The sequence below is a fragment of the Yersinia antarctica genome (assembly GCF_056636475.1).
In genome coordinates, this window is record NZ_JBSJQF010000001.1 from 3528505 (window position 1) to 3551139 (window position 22635).

Sequence of the window (22635 nt, forward strand, 5' to 3'; positions counted from 1 at the left end):
GAGCACAATTTGATGAATCACGTTACGATTTACCGATCACCAGTGAAAGCAAGCCCGCGGCGATCAACGGCCCAACCGGAACGCCTCTGAATAACGCAACCCCCAGTACCGTTCCGACCAATAGCCCTGCCACCACGGACGGTTGGTGAGTCATCAACGACACGCCACGCCCGCCTAACCAAGAGACCGCAACCCCGACCACAATGGCTAATATCGATTTCCACTGCACAAAGGAGTGCAGCACCTCGCTGGCGCTAATTTTACCACTAGCAATCGGCGTCATCACGCCAATGGTCAGAATCAAAATACCGATGGTTAAGCCATACTTTTCTATCCATGGGAAAAACTGATTTAACGGAGTAATACGAATGGCGAGTAGTGTCAGAATAGCTAATGTGACGGTCATATTGTGGCTAATGATGCCAAGCGCAGCCAACGCCAATAGAATCAATAAAGTTGGATCAAGAGCGGCCATGGTTATCCCTGCCTTGCAATAAATGCCGGCAGCTAGCGTGCCGGTAAGAGGAAAGTGGTCTTATGATAATCTATTTATACTTTTCGTACCTGACGCTACAGCGCTGTTCGCTGTAACGCCAATGATTTTAGCTGATCAGTTTAACGGGTGGAGAACGTGTTGCAGCTATTAGGATCACCGCTATCGAAACCACGTTTAAACCAGGTATAGCGCTGTTGTGATGTGCCATGAGTGAAGCTATCGGGGACGACACGCCCTTGCCTTTGCTGCTGTAAGCGATCATCCCCAATCGCCTGTGCCGCATTTAGTGCCGCTTGTAAATCACCCACTTCCAACACCTGCTGGTCTTCCATCGCTTTGCCCCACACACCGGCAAAGCAGTCCGCCTGCAATTCCATTTTGACCGAGAGACGATTAGCTTCAGCCTGAGATGCACCCTGCTGCTGCTGACGCACTTTAGTATCAATACCCATCAAATGCTGCACATGGTGGCCAACTTCATGAGCAATCACATAGGCCTGAGCAAAGTCGCCCCCCGCCCCCAGTTTATTCTTCATATCTTCATAGAAAGATAAGTCGATATAAACCGTGCTATCTGCTGGGCAATAAAATGGCCCCATAACGGACTGACCGGTACCGCAACCGGTGCGCGTTGCACCACGATACATCACCAGTTTAGGCTCCTGATAGGTGCGCCCCATCTTTTGGAAAATAGGTTTCCAGGCGTCTTCTGTATCCGCCAGAACGACCGAGGTGAATTTGGCATATTGGTCATCTTTAGTGCTGACTGAACTTGGAGAACGTGGCTGTGTTTGAGTTTGTGACATCGGATCACTGCCATTTAACAGCGGGGTCAAGTCAACCCCGTAGTAGCCCGCAACCAACACCACAATCAGAATAACAATACCGCCCTTGCCGCCAATCGGAGGCCGGAACCCACCACCGCCCCCGGATGCGTCCCCGCGCCTATCTTCTACATTGTCACTTTCACGACGACCTTGCCAACGCATAGCAATACTCCCAGATATTTTCCTTACATATTATCGTAGGAAATCTGTCGAGCTAATACCATTAAAAGCTTAAATGATTGGTGTTATTAGGGGAGTTGGGCATTCAAATACATGCTCAAAGTACTTAGCGGCACAACCAGACGGCAAGTGAGAGACAAATCTGTCTGGAGCAGAACTAAACGCTGCTTGCTGCGGCTGGCCCAAAGAGGGGCTGAGTGGTGAACATAGCTAACAATGCTGTAGCGTTAAGAAAGAAAAGCATGGGGGAGATAGCGACTATCTCCCCTGCGCCAGACAAAACGGAATCGATTGCGCGGTTAGTCTAATTTTACGCCGATACGGTGTGCAACTTCTTCGTAGGCTTCAATCAAACCACCCAGGCTTTGACGGTAACGGTCTTTGTCCATCTTGTTCAGGGTTTCCTTATCCCATAAACGGCTGCCATCAGGTGAGAACTCATCACCCAACACCACTTCATCACCGAACAAACCGAACTCCAACTTGAAGTCCACCAGGATTAAACCGGCATCATCAAACAGTTTACTCAACACATCATTCGCCAGATAGCTCAGCTCTTTCATGCGGGCCAATTGTGCTTCTGTCGCCCAACCAAAGGTCTTGCAATAAGACTCATTGACCATTGGGTCATGCATGGCATCGTTTTTCAAAAACAGGTCGAACAGTGGTGGGTTTAGTTGCAAACCTTCTTCTATTCCTAAGCGTTTTACCAACGAGCCTGCGGCACGGTTACGGATAACACACTCAACTGGGATCATTTCCAGTTTTTTGACCAACACTTCGGTATCTGACAGCAAGCGTTCCATTTGCGTTGGAATACCGGCTTCTTCCAATTTAGTCATAATGAAATAGTTAAATTTGTTATTTACCATTCCTTTACGATCGAATTGTTCAATGCGCTGACCATCCAGTGCTGACGTATCGTTACGGAACTCCAATACCAATAGGTCAGGATTTTCGGTGGTATAGACGGTCTTCGCCTTCCCACGATACAACTCAGCTAGCTTTTGCATCTTATTACTCCAGTGATATGCGATAAACAGACCTTTCGTGCTTGAAGCCGCAGGGGTTAGCGCGTTCGCTCACCCGAATCACTTACCGATGTAAGTTCATCGGAATTTGTTCACTTGCCGCCGTCCTGTAACTCCAGTTACTTTAGGTATAAATAAGGAAAGGGGCCGAAGCCCCTTTGATTTTATTTGGTACTTGTAGCACCAGTTTGGCTAAATGCTGCCTGGAACACCGCGACCAGAGCATCGTTCTGAGACTGAGTCAGAGTATGCCCTTTCGGACCGATGAACTGTAAGCTACTGCGGTTATCGAGATCACCGACCTGTAACTTATAATCGCCTTCTGGCAATTCAGGGTCTTTGGCACCCAACGCATCCCAACTGCCGCTACTCATGGATTTATTGGTAACGTTAATCGAACCTTGTGGGCGGCTACGATCAGTAACCTTCATGCCAATCTTCTCAAGGGCGGCTGGCAGACGTTCCCACAATACAGCATAAGGGGCACGTACAATCAGTTGCGGTAAACCAGTATCATCGCTGCCGCTTTGAACATCTAGCGTGCCGACTTTACGGGAAGCCTGACTGCTTTCGCTATCAGAACGCACCTTATCCAGACCTTCGATAATGGCATTCAGCATTGCACCGTTGTAGCGCTGGATTTCGGTATAGCTGGTGACCGGTTGCCCACCTTGCTGTAAAGCAAGAGATTTCACCACTAACACCAACTGATAACCTTGCTCCTGCACGCTTATCTGATAACGGCCTTCAAACTGCACGTCTTCATCTGCACGGTTCCATTTGACCCAGTCAGTTGTCAACGTTTGGCTGGCATCCTGACGGCTGGCTATCGCCCAGTTTTTATCCTGTAGAACGCGGGTAACTTGCGCCCAAAGATTACGGTTTTGCGGGCTATTCTCTAACAATAGCTTGCTGGTATCGTTAGCATTTTCAGCGCGAGAACCGCTAAGCAATGCCAGTGGTTGTACCGGAGGACGGATGTCCAACTGTTTGCCCACAGCACCTTGAGAGTTGACGGAACGGATATCAAACTCACCATTTTGTATCGGCAGAATCATCCCTGCTGGTGAGTTAAGCGGCTTTAGCCCCGGAGCTTCAAGATAAGACTCGTCACCGCCAACCTGGCGTTTGTAGCGTTGGTCAGTGGAGCAACCTGCCAGCAGCATTGCCAGCGAAACACCCACTACCGTTACCACCGTCGACTTTTGCAATGTTATTGCCATCAAATTTCCCTAAGAGTTACAGCAAACCAGCGCTTTTCAGCGCATCTTCCACAATCCGTTTAGCCGGGTCAGTCAGTGGGGTCATTGGCAGACGAAGAGTGTCATTCGCCATTAATCCCAGCTTCTTCGCGGCCCATTTCACCGGAATTGGGTTTGCTTCTACAAATAAATGCTGATGCAACGGCATCAAGCGCTGATTCAAACGGCGTGCTTCTGCAAAGTTACCCTGTGCAGCCAAGGCACAAAGTTCAGCCATTTCGCGCGCAGCAATGTTAGCTGTCACCGAAATAACCCCTTTACCGCCCAGTTGCATAAAGTCCAGTCCGCTCGCATCGTCACCACTGAGCAGGATGAAATCTTCATCATCAACCAGCACTTGGATCTGACTAACCCGACTTAAGTTCCCTGTTGCTTCTTTAACAGCAACAATATTTTTAATTTTGGCTAAGCGAGCAATGGTCGGCGGTAACATATCGCAACCGGTACGCGAAGGCACATTATAGAGAATTTGTGGCAAATCGGTACTTTCAGCAATCGCTTTGAAGTGTTGATATAACCCTTCCTGCATTGGCCGATTATAATATGGCGTGACAGTCAAACATCCCACCACACCGGTATTATTAAACCGTTGGGTGAGAGAAATTGCTTCGGAGGTGGCATTAGCGCCGGTTCCGGCAATGACTGGGATTCGGCCGTCGGCCAGTTCGAGCGTCTGCATGACCACATCGACATGTTCGTCATGGTTCAGTGTTGCAGACTCACCAGTTGTGCCCACGGAGACAATCGCCGCAGTACCACTGGTTACATGGTAATCAATCAGTTTCTTCAGGCTTGCACGATCGACCGCACCTTTGTCGTCCATCGGCGTTACCAGTGCAACTATGCTTCCTGTAAACATTGGACTTCCCGTAAACATTGCCCACCCCCTCCTTAAACAAGTTCCTCATGGTACTTTTGACCTCTATCCAAAAGCAAGCAAACAACTGTGTTGTAAGCGCTTGGCAGCAGGTTTTTTTTATGTTTACCATGGTAACCCCAAAGAGCATGACAGGAAGAGCGATTTTGCCGCAGCTTGATGAACATTATCTGGTCATTACCGCACTGGGTGCTGACCGCCCAGGAATCGTGAATACCATCACCCGCCATGTCAGTAGCTGCGGTTGTAATATTGAAGATAGCCGGCTAGCCATGTTCGGTGAGGAGTTCACATTTATTATGCTGCTTTCAGGCAGTTGGAATGCGATTACCCTACTGGAGTCCACCTTACCGCAAAAAGGGGCAGAGCTTGATTTGCTAATTGTGATGAAGCGAACCAACGCTCAGGACCAAAAAGCAATGCCTGCCACAGTATGGGTAAAAGTTGAAGTCAATGACTCCCCCCATATTATTGAACGGTTTACCAACTTGTTTCATTGTCACAATATGAATATCGCCGAGTTGGTTTCCAAAACTCAGCCGGCTGAAGGCGGCAACCCCCCTCGGTTGCATATCCAGATTAGTGCGCACAGTCCCGCCAGCCAAAACAGTTCGATAATTGAACACGCTTTTTATCAGCTATGTACAGAACTCAACGCGCAAGGCAGTATTAGCGTTGTGAACTATCCACAGCATGACTCACGAATGGAGAGTTAGTAATGAGCCCATTGAAAGCCGGTGATATAGCGCCGAAGTTTAGTTTGCCCGACCAAGATGGCGAGCAGATTAGTTTGGCCGACTTCCAGGGACAACGTGTCTTGGTCTACTTCTACCCTAAAGCCATGACACCAGGCTGTACTGTTCAGGCCTGCGGTCTGCGCGACAACATGGATGAATTGAAGAAAGCGGGTGTCGAAGTGCTCGGTATTAGTACCGATAAACCTGAAAAGCTGTCACGTTTCGCTGAAAAAGAGCTACTGAACTTCACATTGCTGTCTGATGAAGATCATCAGGTCGCAGAGCAGTTTGGTGTCTGGGGCGAAAAAAGCTTTATGGGTAAAACCTACGATGGTATCCACCGTATCAGTTTCTTAATTGATGCCGACGGTAAGGTGGAGCATGTGTTTGATAATTTCAAAACCACCAACCACCACGATATCGTAGTGGATTACTTGCGCCAAAGTGCCTGAGTGATTAGTTAGTCAGAAGAGCAAAAAAAGAGCGCTCAAACGCTCTTTTTTATTCGTCATATCTTCATATACTCTAAATAATTCGAGTTGCAGGAAGGCGGCAACTAAGTGAAGCCCCAAGAGCTTACATAAGTAAGTGACTGGGGTGAACGAAGGCAGCCAACGCAGATGCAGCTTGAAGTATGACGAGTATAAGTTAATCTGCGTCGGGGATAAACTCCTCCGGCCAGGCATGAATAACCGCTTTCACCAGCGTAGCTAACGGGATGGCAAAGAATACCCCCCAAAAGCCCCACATGCCGCCAAAAATGATCACTGACAGAATAATCACCAAAGGATGTAGGTTTACGGCCTCAGAGAACAGTACCGGCACCAGCAAGTTACCATCCAGCCCTTGTACTACCAGATAGGCGATAAAAAGTGTCCAGAAATCGGCCCCAACCCCCCACTGGAATAACGCCACCAACACTACTGGAATAGTGACAATCACTGCGCCAATATAAGGGATCAGTACCGAGAAGCCGACTAACACCGCCAATAACAGCGCGTAATTCATACCCATAACAAAGAACACTAAATACGTGGCGATGCCAACAATCACCATCTCCAATACTTTGCCACGAATATAATTGGTTATCTGCTGGTTCATTTCCAGCCAGACTTGCCCAGCCAGACCGCGATTACGCGGTAAAATACGCCGTACTGCATTCAGCATCTGCTCTTTATCTTTGAGCAGGAAAAACAGCATCAGTGGCACCAGAATCAAATAAATTGCCAATGTCAGTAAACCTATCAATGAAGCGAGAGAGATTTTAACCACGGACTCCCCCATCCCCGACAGCTTGCTTCGCAGATTTTCTGCCATCATATCGACAATGCCGGCATCCACCAGCGCGGGATAACGCGAAGGTAATGTCTGAGCAAACGCATTGAATTTATTAAGCATTTTCGGCATATCTGATATCAGATTATTGCCCTGTTGCCACACCGTTGGCGCCACAACAAATACCGCCAGTAGTGTGATACCACCGAAAATCACCAGTACGATACTGGCCGCCCATGGGCGCGAACAACCAATACGTTGTAATCGGGCGGTTGGCCATTCTAACAAATACGCCAACACGATCGCCGCCAGCAGAGGAGCCAAAATGCCACTGAAGAAGTAGAGAATGCAGAATCCAGCCAACAGAATAACCAATAAAGCGATAACCTGCGGGTCGGTAAAACGCCGACGATACCACTGTAACAACAGCTCTAGCATCCGTAATTGCTCCTTAAGTGCCATGAGAGATCGACAAATTAGTCGATCCCTTTAACCGCCCCGACATGCAGGGACATAACGAAGGTAAATTGTTTTCGTCAGACGTTCCCTTATCTCCACATGCTGGCTAAGATAGTTGCGGGCCTCAGCACGGATGTTGAGCTTAACCTTTGACGTATTTGATGCTATTTATGTGATCTATACCCAATTGTACTGGAGAGTAGAGTAAGGAAGAAGAACTCTTACACATCTCGGAGTCTAATTGTCATTACATTAGCAAGGGCAGCCTCGTTTATGACTTATCGGTTAACTAAAACAGGTCGGTTAAGTAAGACAATGATCGCCACACTACTCAGTAGCTTGCTGCTCACTGGCACAATACCTGCCAGCGCTGAGACACAAGACCTGCTGCCCGATATTGGTACCTCTGCGGGTGCCACTTTGAGTATCGATCAGGAAAAGGCAATGGGGGATTTTTATGTCCGCCAAATGCGCGCCAGCACACCGCTGATTTATGACCCGCTATTGACTCAATATATCAATACGCTGGGTAATCGGCTGGTCGCCAATGCCTACTCAGTACGTACGCCGTTTCATTTCTATTTAGTGAATAACGATCAAATTAACGCTTTTGCTTTCTTCGGTGGCAATGTGGTGCTCCACTCTGCCCTGTTCCGCTATACCGAAAACGAAAGTGAACTAGCATCTGTATTAGCACATGAAATATCTCATGTGACTCAACGCCATCTGGCGCGCGCGATGGAAGAACAGCAAAGAATGGCGCCGCTGACGTGGGTCGGGGTACTAGGTTCTATTCTGTTAACCATGGCCAGCCCACAAGCAGGGATGGCGGGTTTGAGCGGCACGTTAGCAGGCGCTCAACAAGGCGTCATCAGCTTTACTCAAGGCAACGAACAGGAAGCTGACCGTATAGGTATTCAGGTATTACAGCGTTCGGGGTTTGATCCGCAGGCCATGCCTAACTTCCTGCAAAAATTAGCCGATCAGTCACGATATACATCAAAACCACCGGAAATGCTGCTGACTCACCCCTTACCAGATAGCCGTTTATCTGATGCGCGTAACCGTGCTAATCAGATGAAACCGCACCCTATCGCGTCATCACAAGATTACTTATTCGCCAAAGTTCGTATTCTGGGCATGTATGGCTCAACTGAGAACAGCCTCACGCCAGACCTGCTGGAAACATTGAGTAAAGGCACGGTGCGCGAGCAATTGGCGGCCAAATACGGTCAGGCCATTTTATGGTATCAGGCCAAAAAGTACGATGAAGCCCGCAATCTGTTACAGCCCCTGTTAGCGCAACAACCGGGCAATATTTGGTTCCTTGATTTGATGACTGATATCGATCTGGGGCAAAACAAAGCCGCCGCCGCCATTGCCCGCCTGCAAGCGGCAACCGCTAAACAAAATGATGAGCCGGTGTTGCAATTGAACCTGGCCAACGCTTATGTCCAAGGTGGCCAACCGGCGGCAGCAGTCAAGATACTAAATCGCTACACCTTTGCTAATCCAAACGACCCTAATGGCTGGGATCTGTTAGCCCAGGCAGCAGCTGCACTGGGTTTACGTGATCAGGAACTGGCTGCTCGGGCAGAGAGCCTGGCTTTGAGCGGCAAATTGCCACAGGCCATCGGCCTGCTCAGCGATGCCAGTGCTCGGGTGAAATTGGGGAGTCTGGAACAGGCGCGTTATGATGCGCGCATTGACCAGTTACGCCAGCTAGATAAGCGCTTCCAGAAATACCAGAAGTCTTAAGGAAATTTATCATGAAAGATGTCACGTTTTATCATAATCCACGCTGCTCTAAAAGCCGGGAAACCCTCGCGCTGGTTGAACAGCAGGGGATTCAGCCACAGGTCATATTATATTTAGACAATCCACCGTCTGTGGCGGGGTTAAAAGCGTTACTGCAACAACTCGGCTTTCATGACGCGCGGCAGCTTATGCGCACCAAAGAAGATCTCTACAAAACACTGAATTTGGCAGATGAGGCACTAACGCAGGATCAGTTGCTGCAAGCAATGAGCGATAACCCAAAGCTTATCGAGCGCCCGATTGTGGTTTATTACGGCCAGGCACGTATCGGCCGCCCGCCTGAGCAGGTGCTTGAGATTTTACCGTAACTTGATTGCAACCCATGATTGAACGCTGCGTATCGAAGCGAGGCCGATGGAAGGACCGAGTCACCAACGCAGCGCCCCCTACCACTTGCCAAAGGAAGGGGATTAAAGGCTAAGAGTTTCTTTTACAAAAGGAATGGTGAGCTTACGCTGGGCGGTGATAGAGGCCCGATCAAGTTGATCCAGGGTCATAAACAGTGTGCGCATTTCCCGATCCAACCGTTTTAGCAAGAAACGGCCGACGTCTTCGGGTAATTCAAAACCACGCAATTTGGCACGTAACTGTAAAGCCTGCAATTTTTCATCATCCGACAACGGCTGCAATTTATAGATCTGCCCCCAATCCAAGCGTGAAGCTAAATCAGGCAAACCGAGATTTAATTGCCGTGGTGGGCGATCACCGGTAATCAATAAACGGGTACGGCCGGTTTCAACAATGCGGTTATAGAGATTAAAGATCGCCATTTCCCACTGCTCATCGCCCGCGATACACTCAATGTTATCAATACAAACCAGCGCCAACTGCTCCATACCATCTAATACTTCGGGTACAAAATAGGCACGTTTATCGAGCGGGACATAGCCTACCGCCTCGCCTTTTTGCGATAACTCCGCACAAGCTGCATGTAATAGATGGCTCCGGCCACCGCCTTCGCGCGACCAAAAATAGATATAACTGCCGTGGGACTGATGAACAGTGGACTGGATCGCCGCTAACAGGGACGGGTTCTCCCCCGGATAAAAACTGGCAAAAGTTTCATCATCGGGAAGATAGAGTGGCAGTGAAAGCTGTGCCGGCGTATTCAGAAGCACCTCAACCAACAAAACGGGCGGGAAAACGTGGCAAGCTTACCACAAAAATTAACAACAGCATAAAAACCTGATCTGAAGCGAAAAACTGGCCGAACCCACAATAACTGCCCGGCCAGATATCACTTTTTATTGCACCGATATTAACGTGTGGACTCGTCTTCCTGGGCGTCAATAATCTCTTCTTCAGGGCGAATCAGACTGATCACTTTAAACAGCAAGCTCAAGCCAATCCCCACAACCGTTGCTAAAGCCATGCCTTTCAGTTCTGTTGCGCCGATGTTCACTTTCGCGCCACTCACCCCGATGATCAGGATAACGGAGGTTAAGATCAGGTTTTGTGCTTTGTTATAGTCAACTTTTGACTCGATCAGCACGCGGATACCTGATGCGGCAATAACACCGTACAGCAGTAGTGAAACACCGCCCATCACCGGTACTGGCACCGCTTGAATGGCAGCAGCCAATTTACCGATACAAGACAGCATGATCGCCAGAATCGCCGCGCCACCTATCACCCAAGTACTGTAAACACGGGTGATCGCCATAACACCGATATTCTCACCATACGTGGTATTGGGGGTTGAGCCAAAGAAGCCGGAAATCACCGTCGAAATACCGTTGGCAAACATCGAGCGATGCAGACCAGGGTCACGAATCAAATCCTTTTTCACAATATTCGCCGTGACCACTAAGTGCCCAATATGCTCGGCAATAACCACCAGCGCCGCAGGAAAGATGGTTAAAATAGCGAACCATTCAAAACGTGGGGTATAAAACGTCGGTAAGGCAAACCAATGGGCCTGACTAATCGGGGTTAAATCAACCACCCCCATCACGAATGACAAAGCATAACCGACCAACACACCGATCAAGATAGGGATAATGGCGAAGAAGCCACGGAACAGCACCGATCCCAGAATGGTTACCCCTAACGTCACCATTGAAATGATAATAGTGGTTGAATCTACTGTCACACCTTGGGCGGGCAATAATCCGGCCATACCCGCAGCAACGCCAGCTAACTCAAGGCCGATAACGGCAACAATCGCCCCCATCGCCGCGGGCGGGAACAGCACATTCAGCCAACCCGTTCCGGCTTTTTTCACAATCAGCGCCACCAGACAAAACAGCACGCCGCACATGATAAAACCACCCAAGGCAACTTCGTATCCCAAGGGCAATAGCAGCAGTACCGGTGAGATAAACGCAAAACTTGAGCCGAGGTAAGCCGGGATTTTTCCCTTACAAATAAACAGATAGAGCAAGGTTCCGATACCGTTGAACAGCAGCACCGTGGCCGGGTTAATTTTAAATAGAATAGGAACTAAAACGGTGGCACCAAACATGGCGAACAAATGTTGAAAACTCAAGGGGATCGTCTGGAGCAGCGGTGGACGCTCGCTGACACCGATGGTGCGACGGCTCATTTCTCTATCCTCTTAATGGTGTGTTTAAAAATGATTATGCTAAAAGTTATTCAAAAAAAAGCCGACTATCGAGTCGGCTATCATCAGTTATTTGGTTCCGAAAATCTTATCCCCGGCATCACCCAAACCTGGAATGATATAACCGTGTTCGTTCAGGCACTGATCGATGGCGGCGGTATACAGCTCTACGTCTGGATGCGCTTCTTCTAGCGCTTTGATACCCTCCGGTGCGGCAACCAATACCAACACTTTAATGCTCTGGCAGCCGGCTTTCTTCAGCAAGTCGATAGTCGCAATCATCGAACCACCGGTTGCCAGCATAGGGTCAACAACCAACGCCATACGTTCGTTGATATCAGCAACCAGTTTCTGGAAATACGGTACCGGTTTTAGTGTCTCTTCATCACGATAGACACCCACCACGCTAATGCGGGCACTCGGTATATTTTCCAACACCCCTTCCATCATGCCTAAACCAGCACGTAGGATCGGCACCACCGTAATTTTCTTACCTTTAATCTGTTCAATCTCTACCGGCCCGTTCCAACCCTCAATGGTGACTTTCTCAGTTTCCAGATCGGCGGTTGCCACGTAAGTCAGCAAACTCCCTACTTCAGACGCTAACTCGCGAAAACGCTTCGTGCTGATATCATTCTCACGCATCAAACCAAGTTTATGTTTTACTAGCGGGTGTTTCACCTCAACGATCTTCATTATTTTTCTCCTGGTTAGGCGGTTGACGGCCAAAAAAATCGCGAGATTATACCGCCTTTTTTTTTGAACGCCACAATGAATAGCCTGATTCAGATCAATAGAAAATCAATCTTAAGTCAAGAAAGCTAAAAATCAGCGTGATATCACAAGCTACTCGCAAACGTTTGCCTGCGCTGTTAGAATTGTCGCGTTTTCTTCCTATAGCCAAAGTAATTGGCGTTGCAGGTAGGCTGCCAGCAAGCGAACTGCGATGAGCTGACTAAGTCAGTGATTTGGATAAGTTCGTGCAGCGAGCCCTCTTGCGGCTTCAAGTATGAAGGATATAAGCTCAAACAGCCAACCGCCGTGGGGACCTCGCTGTGACCAACAAAACCTCTCTCAGCTATAAAGACGCAGGCGTAGATATCGATGCCGGTAATGACCTTGTTGATCGCATAAAAGGTGTGGTTAAACAAACTCGTCGCCCAGAAGTGATGGGTGGATTGGGCGGGTTCGGTGCCCTGTGTGCTTTGCCACAAAAATACCGTGAACCTATTTTAGTCTCAGGCACCGACGGCGTAGGCACTAAGCTGCGCCTGGCGATGGACCTGAAACGCCACGATACCATTGGTATCGATTTAGTGGCCATGTGTGTCAATGACCTGGTGGTTCAGGGTGCTGAACCGCTGTTCTTCCTTGACTACTTTGCCACCGGTAAATTGGATGTGGATACTGCCGCCAGTGTGATTACCGGTATCGCCGAAGGGTGTAAACAATCAGGTTGTGCACTGGTTGGCGGCGAAACCGCAGAAATGCCGGGGATGTACCACGGTGAAGATTATGACGTTGCCGGTTTCTGCGTTGGTGTAGTTGAAAAGTCTGAAATCATTGATGGCAGCAAAGTGACACCGGGTGATGCGTTGGTTGCCTTAGGTGCCAGCGGCCCGCATTCCAATGGTTATTCACTGGTACGCAAAATTCTGGAAGTCAGCAACACCAATCCTGAGCAAACTCAGTTGGATGGTAAATCGCTGGCTGACCATTTGCTGGAACCGACCAAAATCTACGTTAAATCCATTCTCAGCCTGATTGAGCAGCTTGATATTCATGCTATTGCTCATCTGACTGGCGGCGGCTTCTGGGAAAACATCCCACGGGTATTACCCGCAGGGACTCAAGCGGTTATCGACGAAGCTAGCTGGCAGTGGCCTGCGGTATTTAGTTGGTTGCAGCAAGCCGGCAATGTCAGTCGCCACGAAATGTATCGTACCTTTAACTGTGGTGTCGGCATGGTTGTTGCGCTCCCGGCAGAACTGGCTGATATCGCCGTTGAGTTACTGACCGCATCCGGTGAGAAAGCCTGGAAAATCGGTGTGATTGCGGCGGCGACTGACGGTGCAGATCAAGTCATCATCAATCCATAACATTGCTGACTCAGCCTGCAGCTTCAAAATCCCGATGAGCTGACTCAAGTCCGTGATTCAGGTGACAAATCTGCCGGGAGCAGATTTCAACGCTGCTTGCAGCGGCCTCAACGAGGCGAGGCCCACGGATGGGCCGAGTAATGCGCGCAGCCAACACCCCGCAGCTTCAAGTACGAAGGGTATATGAAAAAGATAGTGGTTTTGGTCTCCGGCCAGGGCAGTAATCTACAAGCGTTGATCGACGCCCAACAACAAGGGCGTATTTCAGGTACCATCAGTGCCGTGTTCAGTAATAACCCCGATGCTTATGGGTTGGAACGAGCTGAATTGGCGGGTATTCCCCACCATGCTGTGGATGCCAAGTCCTATGCGGATCGCGCCAGTTTTGATTTGGCATTGGCGCAAGCCATTGACTACTATCAGCCTGACTTACTGGTGTTAGCCGGTTATATGCGCATTCTCAGTGCAGAGTTTGTTCAGCACTATGCTGGACGAATGTTAAATATCCATCCGTCACTGTTGCCGAAATACCCCGGTCTGCACACTCATCGTCAGGCACTGGAAAACGGTGATCCGGAGCATGGCACCTCAGTGCATTTCGTTACTGAAGAGCTGGACGGCGGCCCGGTTATTCTGCAAGCCAAAGTACCGGTTTTCAGTGAGGATAGCGAAGAGGATGTGGTCGAAAGAGTACAAACTCAGGAACACAGCATTTATCCGCTGGTAGTCAGTTGGTTTACCGATGGCCGTCTTGCTATGCGTGATAATGCCGCCTGGCTGGATGGTGAACGCCTACCTGCCCAAGGCTACGCGGCTGAATAAAACAAGTTAATAAATATTGATTAAAGGCGCGGCCATTAATGGTTAGCGCCTTTTTTAATTCCCCTGTGCTTACCTCTTGTGCTAATAGTATAATTTTTAGGGCAGCAACCGCTGTCGCCAATGAGGAATATGTATGTCTACCACTAACAGCGTCAGGTTACGCCCACTAGAACGGGATGACTTGCCGTTTGTTCACCAGTTAGATAACAATGCCAGCGTGATGCGCTATTGGTTTGAAGAGCCTTACGAGGCCTTTGTTGAACTGTCTGATCTGTATGATAAACATATTCATGACCAGAGTGAGCGCCGCTTTATTATTGAAAGCCAGGGGACAAAAGTCGGTCTGGTGGAGTTAGTTGAAATTAACCATATTCACCGCCGTGCTGAGTTTCAGATAATTATCGACCCGGCTCATCAGGGTCAAGGCCATGCAGGTGCTGCCGCAAGACTGGCGATGGAATATGGTTTTTCGGTACTGAATTTGTACAAACTTTATCTGATTGTTGATAAAGAAAATCAAAAAGCTATCCATATCTATACAAAATTAGGCTTTGAAATAGAGGGTGAATTAAAGCAAGAGTTCTTTATCAATGGTGAATACCGTACTGTAATTCGTATGTGCATTTTCCAGCCACAATATTTGGCTAAATATAAAACACCATCGATAAAGAGTGCTTAATCCGCTGGGGCCAGTTCAGTTGGCCCCAATATCAATTCAACATATTCAGTAAAGAAAAATCATCACTTTCATTGACTTTATCTATGTTAGATAACAGGATACTTTGAGCATTACTCTTGTGCAGCTTAAAGATACTGTATGAATAGACGATATTAATGATATCATCTTCACTCAACGTGCCATTGTGTATTACAAATGCACTGATAACTGATTTTATAATAAAAAAATCGATAACGTAGGAATGAAAGTCCTTATCAATATCATCAGTTTTACTAAGTGCAAACTGATTATGGTAGAAATTATACTGAAAAAAATTACGTAGAATATGGGGGTGTTGGTTAAGCAACGGCATAACTCTGTCATTCCAGGTAGCGCTTAACATAGCCATACGTTCTTCTAGTTGGTTAACATCTACTTCATTCATCAAATGATGAATGAGAAAAGCCATATAATTAAATAGCGTTTTATGTCCCCTAGTACCCATAGCGCTAACCGTATTCCTTTGATATATCATTAGGAAATGCCAACGTGCGTTAGCATTAAAAGTGATCTTTGCAACCTCTTCTCGTATATCGCCAGCCTGCAACTTGGCTCGAATGGTGGTATATAATTCAAATATCATCTGTAATTTGTCATCGACGGTGCTATCGATATTTTTACAGCAGTGCATAAAAACATGAACCGCATAAATATTCTCTTCAAAATTATCATTCGGCATAGTCACTATTTGGTTGCAATAATAGTGAATAAATTGCCCTTCAGTATTCATTTTTCTATTATTGAAATACTGTTTTTGGTAGACGGTCTCCTCATGCAGAGTAAATGCATGCGGATTAAACAATACCAACCGGGTAACCTCTGGGCAGGAAAGTGTCAAAGTATTAAATTGTTCTGTTTTGTACTTATGGCTACTGCGTGGATATGTCGAGCAAGTATTACTCAGCGCCTCGCTCCCCAAGCGTTTATGTACTTCACACAGACGAGACTCGTCAAGATAAGGGCAGTTGCCATCGCTTTTAAGGCGTATTTTAGCCCAATTGGATGGGTTTGTTCGTGTAACTGTAATATTCTTAACTGCTATATTTCTAATACTTTGATTTTGGCTATTTTTATATTTTCGGTAGGTATTTTTATCGAGGTTAATATCCCAACCATGACAACAGTGGTCACGGCAGTCTGACCCAATACAACTGAAATTCTTAACGAATTCAGGTTGGATAATCTGTAATTCCTTCACTGAATAGATCCCTATTAGTTACTGATAATTTACAGATAACAAACGACACAATCCGCCACTAAGTTAAATACTATTTCACGCCAACAACGATAATAATGAAAAATCTTCTTTTAGCGCCCAAGCCATAACGTCTTGTTTAAATTTCTGGCTTGAGCTGTCCGTGGATTCCCGACACGCATGATAAGAATAGATAATACCAATCACGTCATCTTCGGTTAGCTCCCCATGCTGGCTGGCATAGGCTGAAATGAGTGCTTTCAAATAGAAGAAATCTATAGCTTGTAGATTAAATACTGTAACCGCCGCTTGCTCATCCCCCATCGCCAATTGGTCATGATGAATGCGTAACAGAAAATAATTGCGCCATACTGACGGGTATTTGGTAAAAAAGGGCAATGCATACTGTTGCCATGCATTGTTTAATTGTTGCTTATTATTATTTTGCTCAATCAGGTCATTAGTGGCGTAGCTCAGCAACGGTTGAGCATAAGCCGCCAGCGTATTTCGCCCCCGAATATCAGCCAGTTGTGCAATAAAATCAGCCAAGAAATTTAATCGCTCATCACCGATAGTCGGCTCTCTCTTCGCCGCAGCCAGTTCATGGGCTGCTTGCCCCACCATCATGGTGGCGATAAGTTCAGTGCGCAGGTTGTCTATCTCAACCATTTTAATTTTACTCACGTCATCCCAGGCTTGATAATTATGTAATAAACAATTTATCGCCCAAAGATTTTCTTCAATATTCGGTTGCTGGCTGGCTGCAATTGCCGCACAAGCGCGATTAACCAACCGCTCTTCAATAACAATATCCGGTGCTTTGTAATAGTCATATTGGTTGATAGTAGAAAAACGCAACGTTAGCGCGTCATCGGAAAATAACGCCTGCCGGGTTACTTCAGGGCAAGAGAGTGACATGCTTTTAATTTTCTGATTTTTATAAACATGTTCAACGCGGGGGAAAGTTGCGCAACTGTGACTCAGTGCATGAGCGCCGGCATGTTTGTGAATTTGACATAACCGTTGTTCATCAAGAAAGGGGCAATTCCCCTGACTATCTGGGTGAATATTGGCCCAAGAGGCAAGGCTGGCTTGAGTAACAGAAATCTGGTTAATGGCAATACGTTTAATTTCTGCGTAAGGGCTTTTAATGTATTTTTGATAACGATTTCTATCAAGCGTGACATTTTGGCCTTTGCAGCAGTGTTCGCGACATGCTGTGCCGACACAACTAAATGTCTCCATAAAATCAGGCTGAGTTATCAATAGCTCTTTCACTTAACGCTTCCATTCAATAGTCACCTAAATAACGAGCGGCACATGAAAGTGTAAACTTAAATCGCAATTGATAAATAAAGCAAACACCTTAGAAACTGCTGTACTGGCGCTAAATGTTCAACCGTAACGCCCGGTAATATAATCTTCCGTCCGGCGCTGACGCGGTGAAGTGAACAACGCATCGGTATCGTTATATTCCACCAGGCTCCCTTGATGAATGAAGGCGGTGTAATCCGAGACCCGCGCCGCCTGCTGCATATTATGGGTGACCAGTACCACGGTGTACTGCTGCTTGAGTGTGGTTATCAACTCTTCGATGGTTAGGGTGGATATTGGGTCCAGAGCGGATGTCGGCTCATCGAGCAATAACACCTCAGGTTCAATAGCAATGGCTCTGGCGATGACCAAGCGCTGCTGCTGGCCGCTGGAGAGGCGAAAGGCATTTTCCCGCAACCGGTCCTTCACTTCATGCCACAATGCTGCGGCCCGCAATGAGCGCTCAACAGCATCATCAAGCACCCGACGGTCACGAATCCCCTGCAAGCGCAGGCCATATACCACATTCTCATAAATTGACTTAGGGAATGGGTTGGGCCGCTGAAACACCATGCCAACCCGCCGACGCAATGCGGCAACGTCAGTGGTTTTATCGGTGATAATTTCACTACCTAGCCGGATTTCACCCTCAAGATGGCAGTTATCCAGCAAATCATTCATGCGGTTAAAGCAGCGCAATAAGGTAGATTTACCACAACCAGACGGGCCAATCAGCGCAGTAACACGGTGCTTAGGCACATTAAATGAAATATCGTGCAACACCTGTTTGTCACCATAAAATAAATTGAGCTTTTCGACCGCCAGCGCTGTTTGCTCGTCGGTCAATTGCTGCACATCAAGCAGCGGCAGCGAATCTGGCGTCAAAAGTCCCATATTTCGTCCTGCGGGTTAAAAAGTTCAGTCACAACAATAAACCTCGATATTTTTCACGCAAATGATGGCGAATACCAATAGCCGCTAAATTAAGGCCGACCACAATGATCACCAGCAGCAGAGCTGTGGCAAAGACTAATGGGCGAGCCGCTTCCACATTGGGGCTTTGAAATGCCATATCGTATATCTGGAAGCTCAAATGCATGAACTTACGTTCTAAATGCAGGAACGGGAAGATACCATCGACTGGCAAGAGCGGCGCTGATTTCACCACCCCTACCAGCATCAGCGGCGCGGTTTCCCCCGCAGCCCGTGCCACCGCCAAAATAAGCCCGGTAATCATCGCCGGTGCCGCCATCGGTAACACAATATGCCACAGTGTCTCAGCCTTAGTGGCTCCCAGCGCTTGCGAGCCTTGCCGCAAGCTGGCCGGAATGCGTGATAGCCCCTCTTCGGTGGCAACAATCACCACTGGCAACGTCAGCAGTGCTAGCGTTAACGCCGCCCATAAAACGCCAGGGGTACCGAATGTCGGGTTGGGGAGCGCCTCTGGGTAAAACAGTTTATCCAGTGATCCACCAATCAGATAGACAAAGAAACCGAGGCCAAACACGCCATAAACAATAGAGGGCACCCCAGCCAGATTCACCACAGAAATACGGATCATTCGGGTCAACCAGTTTTTGCCGGCATATTCATGTAAATACACCGCAGCAATCACCCCTAATGGCATGACCACGATAGACATCAATATCACCATCAGTACCGTACCAAAAATCGCTGGGAACACACCGCCCTCGGTATTGGCATTGCGCGGATTATCGGTCAGGAATTTCTGAGTTTGTGCTGCCCAATGATGTAGTTTTTGCCCGAAAGTCATGTCATTGGGATACCAGGCGCGGTTAATCTGGCTAAGTGACAGTGGGTGGATTTGCCCATTCATGTCGCGCAATAACAGCGTGTAGCGACTTTGCTCGGTTTGTAGCCCGCGTAATGTTTCCATCATGGCTTGATGGCTACGTTGCAGCGCCCCCCACTCCGCCTCGATACGGTCCTGCGATTTACTGTCAAGGTCGCCATTCATTTGTAGCCGTTTCTTCTCTAACCGCAACGCCTCAAACTGTTGATTGAGCATATTCATTTGGCGGAACTGAATATCCTGCGCGCGCTTGACCAGACCTTGTATCACAGGAATACGTTTTTGCAGTTCCTGAGCCAAATCATTGCCCACTAACGGTTGGCCGTTATCCAACATGCCAGCGAGGAAACCGTATGCCGTACCATTGTTTTGGCGATCCAGCACCAGCAGATCTTTAGGCAAAGTGCGTTGCTGGATATCACTGTCCAGCAGGCGATGGAAATCCTGACTCTGAATCTCACGGTTACCGGTTTTAATCAAATAGCGGGTTACTGTCTCACCGGCCTGCGACGGTAACATCACGCCGGCTTGTTCTAATTGCTGACGTGACAGCGTCTGCTGTTGATAAATTTCACCAATCATTTTGACCGGGCCTGCCGCCGTTTGCTTAAGCTCAAACAGATAGACCGGGGCGGGCCAGAAATATCGCATCCCTTGGCCTGCCAACAATAATATGATCCCAAGCAACGCCAGCAGGCTGATACTGACAGCACTAGCGGTTAGCCAGATCCACGGGGAACCCGATGCAAACCACTTTTTGGTCACGCCAGACACATTAGGCTTAATGTTCATCACGCCGTCCGCTCCATCTGATAGCGTTCACGCAACCGCAGACGAATAGCCTCGGCCAGTGTATTGACTAAAAAAGTGAAGCAAAACAGCACCAGTGCGGTCAGGAATAGCACCCGATAGTGGCCGCTACCGACGACCGCTTCCGGCATCTCGATAGCGATATTGGCGGCCATCGCCCGTAACCCCTGAAAAATGCTGCCATCAATAATGGGTGTATTGCCGGTCGCCATGAGCACAATCATGGTTTCCCCCACCGCACGGCCAAAACCAATCATCAGTGCAGAGAAGATACCAGCGTAGGCTGAGGGCAGAATGACCCGGGTTAACGTCTGCCACGGGGTCGCCCCTAGTGCCAATGAGCCTTGGCTGAGTGACGGCGGCACACTGAATAGTGCATCCTCTGCCAGCGAAAAGATGACCGGGATCAGAGCAAACCCCATGGCGACACCGACCACCAGCGCATTACGTTGAGAGTAGTTGTCACCCAACCACTCATGTAACGGCCCTCCTAGCACCCACTGCGCCAGTTGTGGTCCCAACCATAATGCGAACCAACCGGTCAGCAGGATAACCGGCAACAGCACAATCACGTCCCAGCCCGCAGGTAACCGCCATTGTGTCTTTTCCACCAGACAACTACTCCCCCAGCCACACAATAAAATAGCCAGCGCCAACAGCGGCGGAAGTAGCAGAATTCCCGTCAGATAATGTTCAATTACCGGAGCCAACCAAATACCAGCAATCAAACCTATAACCACGGTTGGGAATGCCCCCATCATCTCAATGGCCGGTTTAACCACTCGCCGCAAACCTGGCGACATAAAATAGGCCGTATAAATTGCCCCCGCCAAGGCTAATGGAACGGCGAATAACATGGCATAGGCGGCCGCCTTTAATGTGCCGAAAATAATCGGTACCAAGCTGAATTTAGCCTGATAGCTTTCTTCGGCCGAGCTTGATTGCCAAACATAGGCTGGCTCAGGGTAATTCTCATACCACACCCGTTGCCACAAGCTACGCCAGCCAATGTCTGGATAGCGATTGTCCAATTGATAGGTAGACCAACCGGCAGCATTCTCAAGCAGCAAACTATCGCCCCAAGGGGAGAACGCGGCGTCGGTAACGCCGTCAGCTAATTTATGTTGCAGCAAAGGCGTTGACTGGATACTGGAGAAGAGTGATAGCTCGCCTTGTGGCGATAATGAGGCAAAGACCCGACGCGCGCGCTCCGTGGTCAATAAGCCCTTACCTGTTGGAGTGAAACTGCGTATGCGCGTCAAGTGAAATTGATTATCCGGCCCTTTCTGCACATCAAACCATTGGCTGATTACGCCGCCCGGCGCTTGCACCAGCAACGACTTGCCACCTGGTAGCAAAGAGAGGGTCAATGGCCCATCAGACGCATGCTGGTCATCCAGTAACGACACAGTTTCACGCAATTTCAGTTCTGGGCCAAATTGATAGATAGATAACTGCTGGCCGGATAACAGATAGAGCAAACGCCCGTCAGGTGCCAATAACAGTTGACTGACCGTTTTCGGCACATCCGTCAGTTCAGTAACCTGCTGCCCTTGGGCAGTAAACGTCCCTGCCAGCAAGCGGCCATCATCGGTAACGGCGGCAATGGTAAATTGCTGTGGTTGCGGTTCAGCCAGCACCAAATGCTGCAAGCGTTGGCCTTTCAAATCCATAAAACGCGGCTGTTCACCCAGCGGAAATTGCCAGCGTGGCGGTGTGGCTGAGAAATCGGGTTGCAGTAGAGTAAGACGGCCATTGCTCAGGCCAACGCCATACAAAGGTTGCCCATTGGCTGCACGGCTGATTGATACCGGTGGGGGCGATAACCGCTGTTCGCTTATCAGACTACCTGCTGGGGATGCCCCCAGTGCATTGAGCCGAATAAAGTAGCCATAGCCTTGATTATCAATGCGATATCCGATCTGCCCTTGAATATCAATACCCAGCGCGGCCGTCGGCGCACTGCGAGTGACAGCGAACTGATTATGCAAACTGATAGAGGCCGGTTTAAACAACGGTAATACGGCATACAATAGGTAAACGAAAATCAACATCAGTGTCAGCAGCACTAACAAGCCACTACTCGTCACCGCCATGTGCACTAAACGATCAATGGCAGCCCGGCGCTTATCTCTCCCTGATGGTGTTGCTTTGCCTGTTCGCTGCATACTCTTCGATTGCCCCATGCCCCGTCTACTATTATCAATCCAAGCGTATATCTATACCGCCAGATGACCGAGCATCTTATGTCACTTTTGTGGCGTTTGCATGACAATGTTTTATACCCACCATCTTTCAAAATGCAGGTGTGTTGCTCAAACCCGTCTTTGACCAATCTG

At 48.4% G+C, this 22635-nt stretch carries 21 protein-coding genes; 7 read left to right on the forward strand and 14 right to left on the reverse strand.

The features are described 5' to 3' along the window. Nucleotides 1-22: 22 nt before the first annotated feature. The 5 genes from ACWJJO_RS16410 to dapA form a co-directional block, all read right to left on the reverse strand. Complete coding sequence (locus tag ACWJJO_RS16410; RefSeq protein WP_004876835.1) at nt 23-475, reverse strand: DUF441 domain-containing protein; 453 nt, start codon at nt 473-475, stop codon at nt 23-25. 140 nt (nt 476-615) lie between these two features. Then, complete coding sequence (gene ypfJ, locus ACWJJO_RS16415) at nt 616-1485, reverse strand: KPN_02809 family neutral zinc metallopeptidase (protein WP_083163309.1); 870 nt, start codon at nt 1483-1485, stop codon at nt 616-618. A gap of 317 nt (nt 1486-1802) precedes the next feature. After that, nucleotides 1803-2516: a phosphoribosylaminoimidazolesuccinocarboxamide synthase gene (purC, locus tag ACWJJO_RS16420; protein WP_083163306.1), complete on the reverse strand. Its 714-nt coding sequence runs from the start codon at nt 2514-2516 to the stop codon at nt 1803-1805. Between the two features lie 182 nt (nt 2517-2698). Continuing rightward, the gene (gene bamC, locus ACWJJO_RS16425; RefSeq protein WP_083163303.1) at nt 2699-3757 is read right to left on the reverse strand and encodes an outer membrane protein assembly factor BamC; all 1059 of its coding nucleotides are present in this window, start codon (nt 3755-3757) and stop codon (nt 2699-2701) included. Between the two features lie 16 nt (nt 3758-3773). Beyond that, nucleotides 3774-4655, reverse strand: a complete 882-nt coding sequence (gene dapA, locus ACWJJO_RS16430) for a 4-hydroxy-tetrahydrodipicolinate synthase (protein ID WP_083163301.1) — start codon at nt 4653-4655, stop codon at nt 3774-3776. Between the two features lie 164 nt (nt 4656-4819). Between dapA and ACWJJO_RS16435 the strand changes: the two genes are divergently transcribed. Together ACWJJO_RS16435 and bcp are read left to right on the forward strand one after the other, a co-directional pair. Then, nucleotides 4820-5389, forward strand: coding sequence for a glycine cleavage system transcriptional repressor (locus ACWJJO_RS16435; protein ID WP_083164144.1), 570 nt, complete (start codon nt 4820-4822; stop codon nt 5387-5389). Nucleotides 5390-5391: 2 nt separating this feature from the next. Further along, on the forward strand, nt 5392-5862 hold the full coding sequence (bcp, locus tag ACWJJO_RS16440) for a thioredoxin-dependent thiol peroxidase (RefSeq protein WP_083163299.1): 471 nt from the start codon (nt 5392-5394) through the stop codon (nt 5860-5862). A gap of 196 nt (nt 5863-6058) precedes the next feature. Here the strand turns inward: bcp and ACWJJO_RS16445 are convergent, their stop codons facing one another. Beyond that, a complete protein-coding gene (locus ACWJJO_RS16445; protein WP_050084783.1) occupies nt 6059-7123 on the reverse strand; it encodes an AI-2E family transporter in 1065 nt (354 codons plus the stop codon). Nucleotides 7124-7417: 294 nt separating this feature from the next. On the opposite strand from ACWJJO_RS16445, the gene bepA reads away from it, so the two are divergent. Then, on the forward strand, nt 7418-8902 hold the full coding sequence (gene bepA, locus ACWJJO_RS16450) for a beta-barrel assembly-enhancing protease (RefSeq protein ID WP_481091261.1): 1485 nt from the start codon (nt 7418-7420) through the stop codon (nt 8900-8902). Between the two features lie 11 nt (nt 8903-8913). Further along, complete coding sequence (gene arsC / locus ACWJJO_RS16455; RefSeq protein ID WP_481091262.1) at nt 8914-9270, forward strand: arsenate reductase (glutaredoxin); 357 nt, start codon at nt 8914-8916, stop codon at nt 9268-9270. Nucleotides 9271-9372: 102 nt separating this feature from the next. Here the strand turns inward: arsC and hda are convergent, their stop codons facing one another. The 3 genes from hda to upp form a co-directional block, all read right to left on the reverse strand. Further along, nucleotides 9373-10080, reverse strand: coding sequence for a DnaA inactivator Hda (gene hda, locus ACWJJO_RS16460; RefSeq protein ID WP_032906019.1), 708 nt, complete (start codon nt 10078-10080; stop codon nt 9373-9375). Between the two features lie 140 nt (nt 10081-10220). After that, complete coding sequence (gene uraA, locus ACWJJO_RS16465; protein WP_481091263.1) at nt 10221-11507, reverse strand: uracil permease; 1287 nt, start codon at nt 11505-11507, stop codon at nt 10221-10223. An 87-nt stretch (nt 11508-11594) separates the two neighbouring features. Beyond that, nucleotides 11595-12221, reverse strand: a complete 627-nt coding sequence (upp, locus tag ACWJJO_RS16470; protein WP_005183956.1) for a uracil phosphoribosyltransferase — start codon at nt 12219-12221, stop codon at nt 11595-11597. 359 nt (nt 12222-12580) lie between these two features. Between upp and purM the strand changes: the two genes are divergently transcribed. The 3 genes from purM to speG all read left to right on the forward strand — a co-directional run bounded on the left by purM (nt 12581) and on the right by speG (nt 15125). Then, the gene (gene purM / locus ACWJJO_RS16475; RefSeq protein ID WP_083163287.1) at nt 12581-13624 is read left to right on the forward strand and encodes a phosphoribosylformylglycinamidine cyclo-ligase; all 1044 of its coding nucleotides are present in this window, start codon (nt 12581-12583) and stop codon (nt 13622-13624) included. A 183-nt stretch (nt 13625-13807) separates the two neighbouring features. Then, complete coding sequence (purN, locus tag ACWJJO_RS16480; RefSeq protein ID WP_083163285.1) at nt 13808-14446, forward strand: phosphoribosylglycinamide formyltransferase; 639 nt, start codon at nt 13808-13810, stop codon at nt 14444-14446. Between the two features lie 133 nt (nt 14447-14579). Next, entirely contained in the window at nt 14580-15125 is a 546-nt protein-coding gene (speG, locus tag ACWJJO_RS16485) for a spermidine N1-acetyltransferase (RefSeq protein ID WP_083163283.1), read from the forward strand. A 31-nt stretch (nt 15126-15156) separates the two neighbouring features. Here speG and fliB (ACWJJO_RS16490) read toward each other — a convergent pair whose 3' ends face one another. From fliB (ACWJJO_RS16490) to ACWJJO_RS16510, 5 genes are all read right to left on the reverse strand, one after another. After that, the gene (fliB, locus tag ACWJJO_RS16490) at nt 15157-16362 is read right to left on the reverse strand and encodes a flagellin lysine-N-methylase (RefSeq protein WP_481091264.1); all 1206 of its coding nucleotides are present in this window, start codon (nt 16360-16362) and stop codon (nt 15157-15159) included. 75 nt (nt 16363-16437) lie between these two features. Beyond that, nucleotides 16438-17637, reverse strand: a complete 1200-nt coding sequence (fliB, locus tag ACWJJO_RS16495; RefSeq protein WP_083163279.1) for a flagellin lysine-N-methylase — start codon at nt 17635-17637, stop codon at nt 16438-16440. A gap of 117 nt (nt 17638-17754) precedes the next feature. Then, on the reverse strand, nt 17755-18567 hold the full coding sequence (gene pstB / locus ACWJJO_RS16500; protein ID WP_083163277.1) for a phosphate ABC transporter ATP-binding protein PstB: 813 nt from the start codon (nt 18565-18567) through the stop codon (nt 17755-17757). A 28-nt stretch (nt 18568-18595) separates the two neighbouring features. Beyond that, entirely contained in the window at nt 18596-20278 is a 1683-nt protein-coding gene (pstA, locus tag ACWJJO_RS16505) for a phosphate ABC transporter permease PstA (RefSeq protein WP_442821420.1), read from the reverse strand. Beyond that, nucleotides 20278-22464: an ABC transporter permease subunit gene (locus ACWJJO_RS16510; protein WP_083163273.1), complete on the reverse strand. Its 2187-nt coding sequence runs from the start codon at nt 22462-22464 to the stop codon at nt 20278-20280. The genes pstA and ACWJJO_RS16510 overlap by 1 nt, the downstream gene beginning before the upstream one ends. Between the last annotated feature and the right edge of the window lie 171 nt (nt 22465-22635).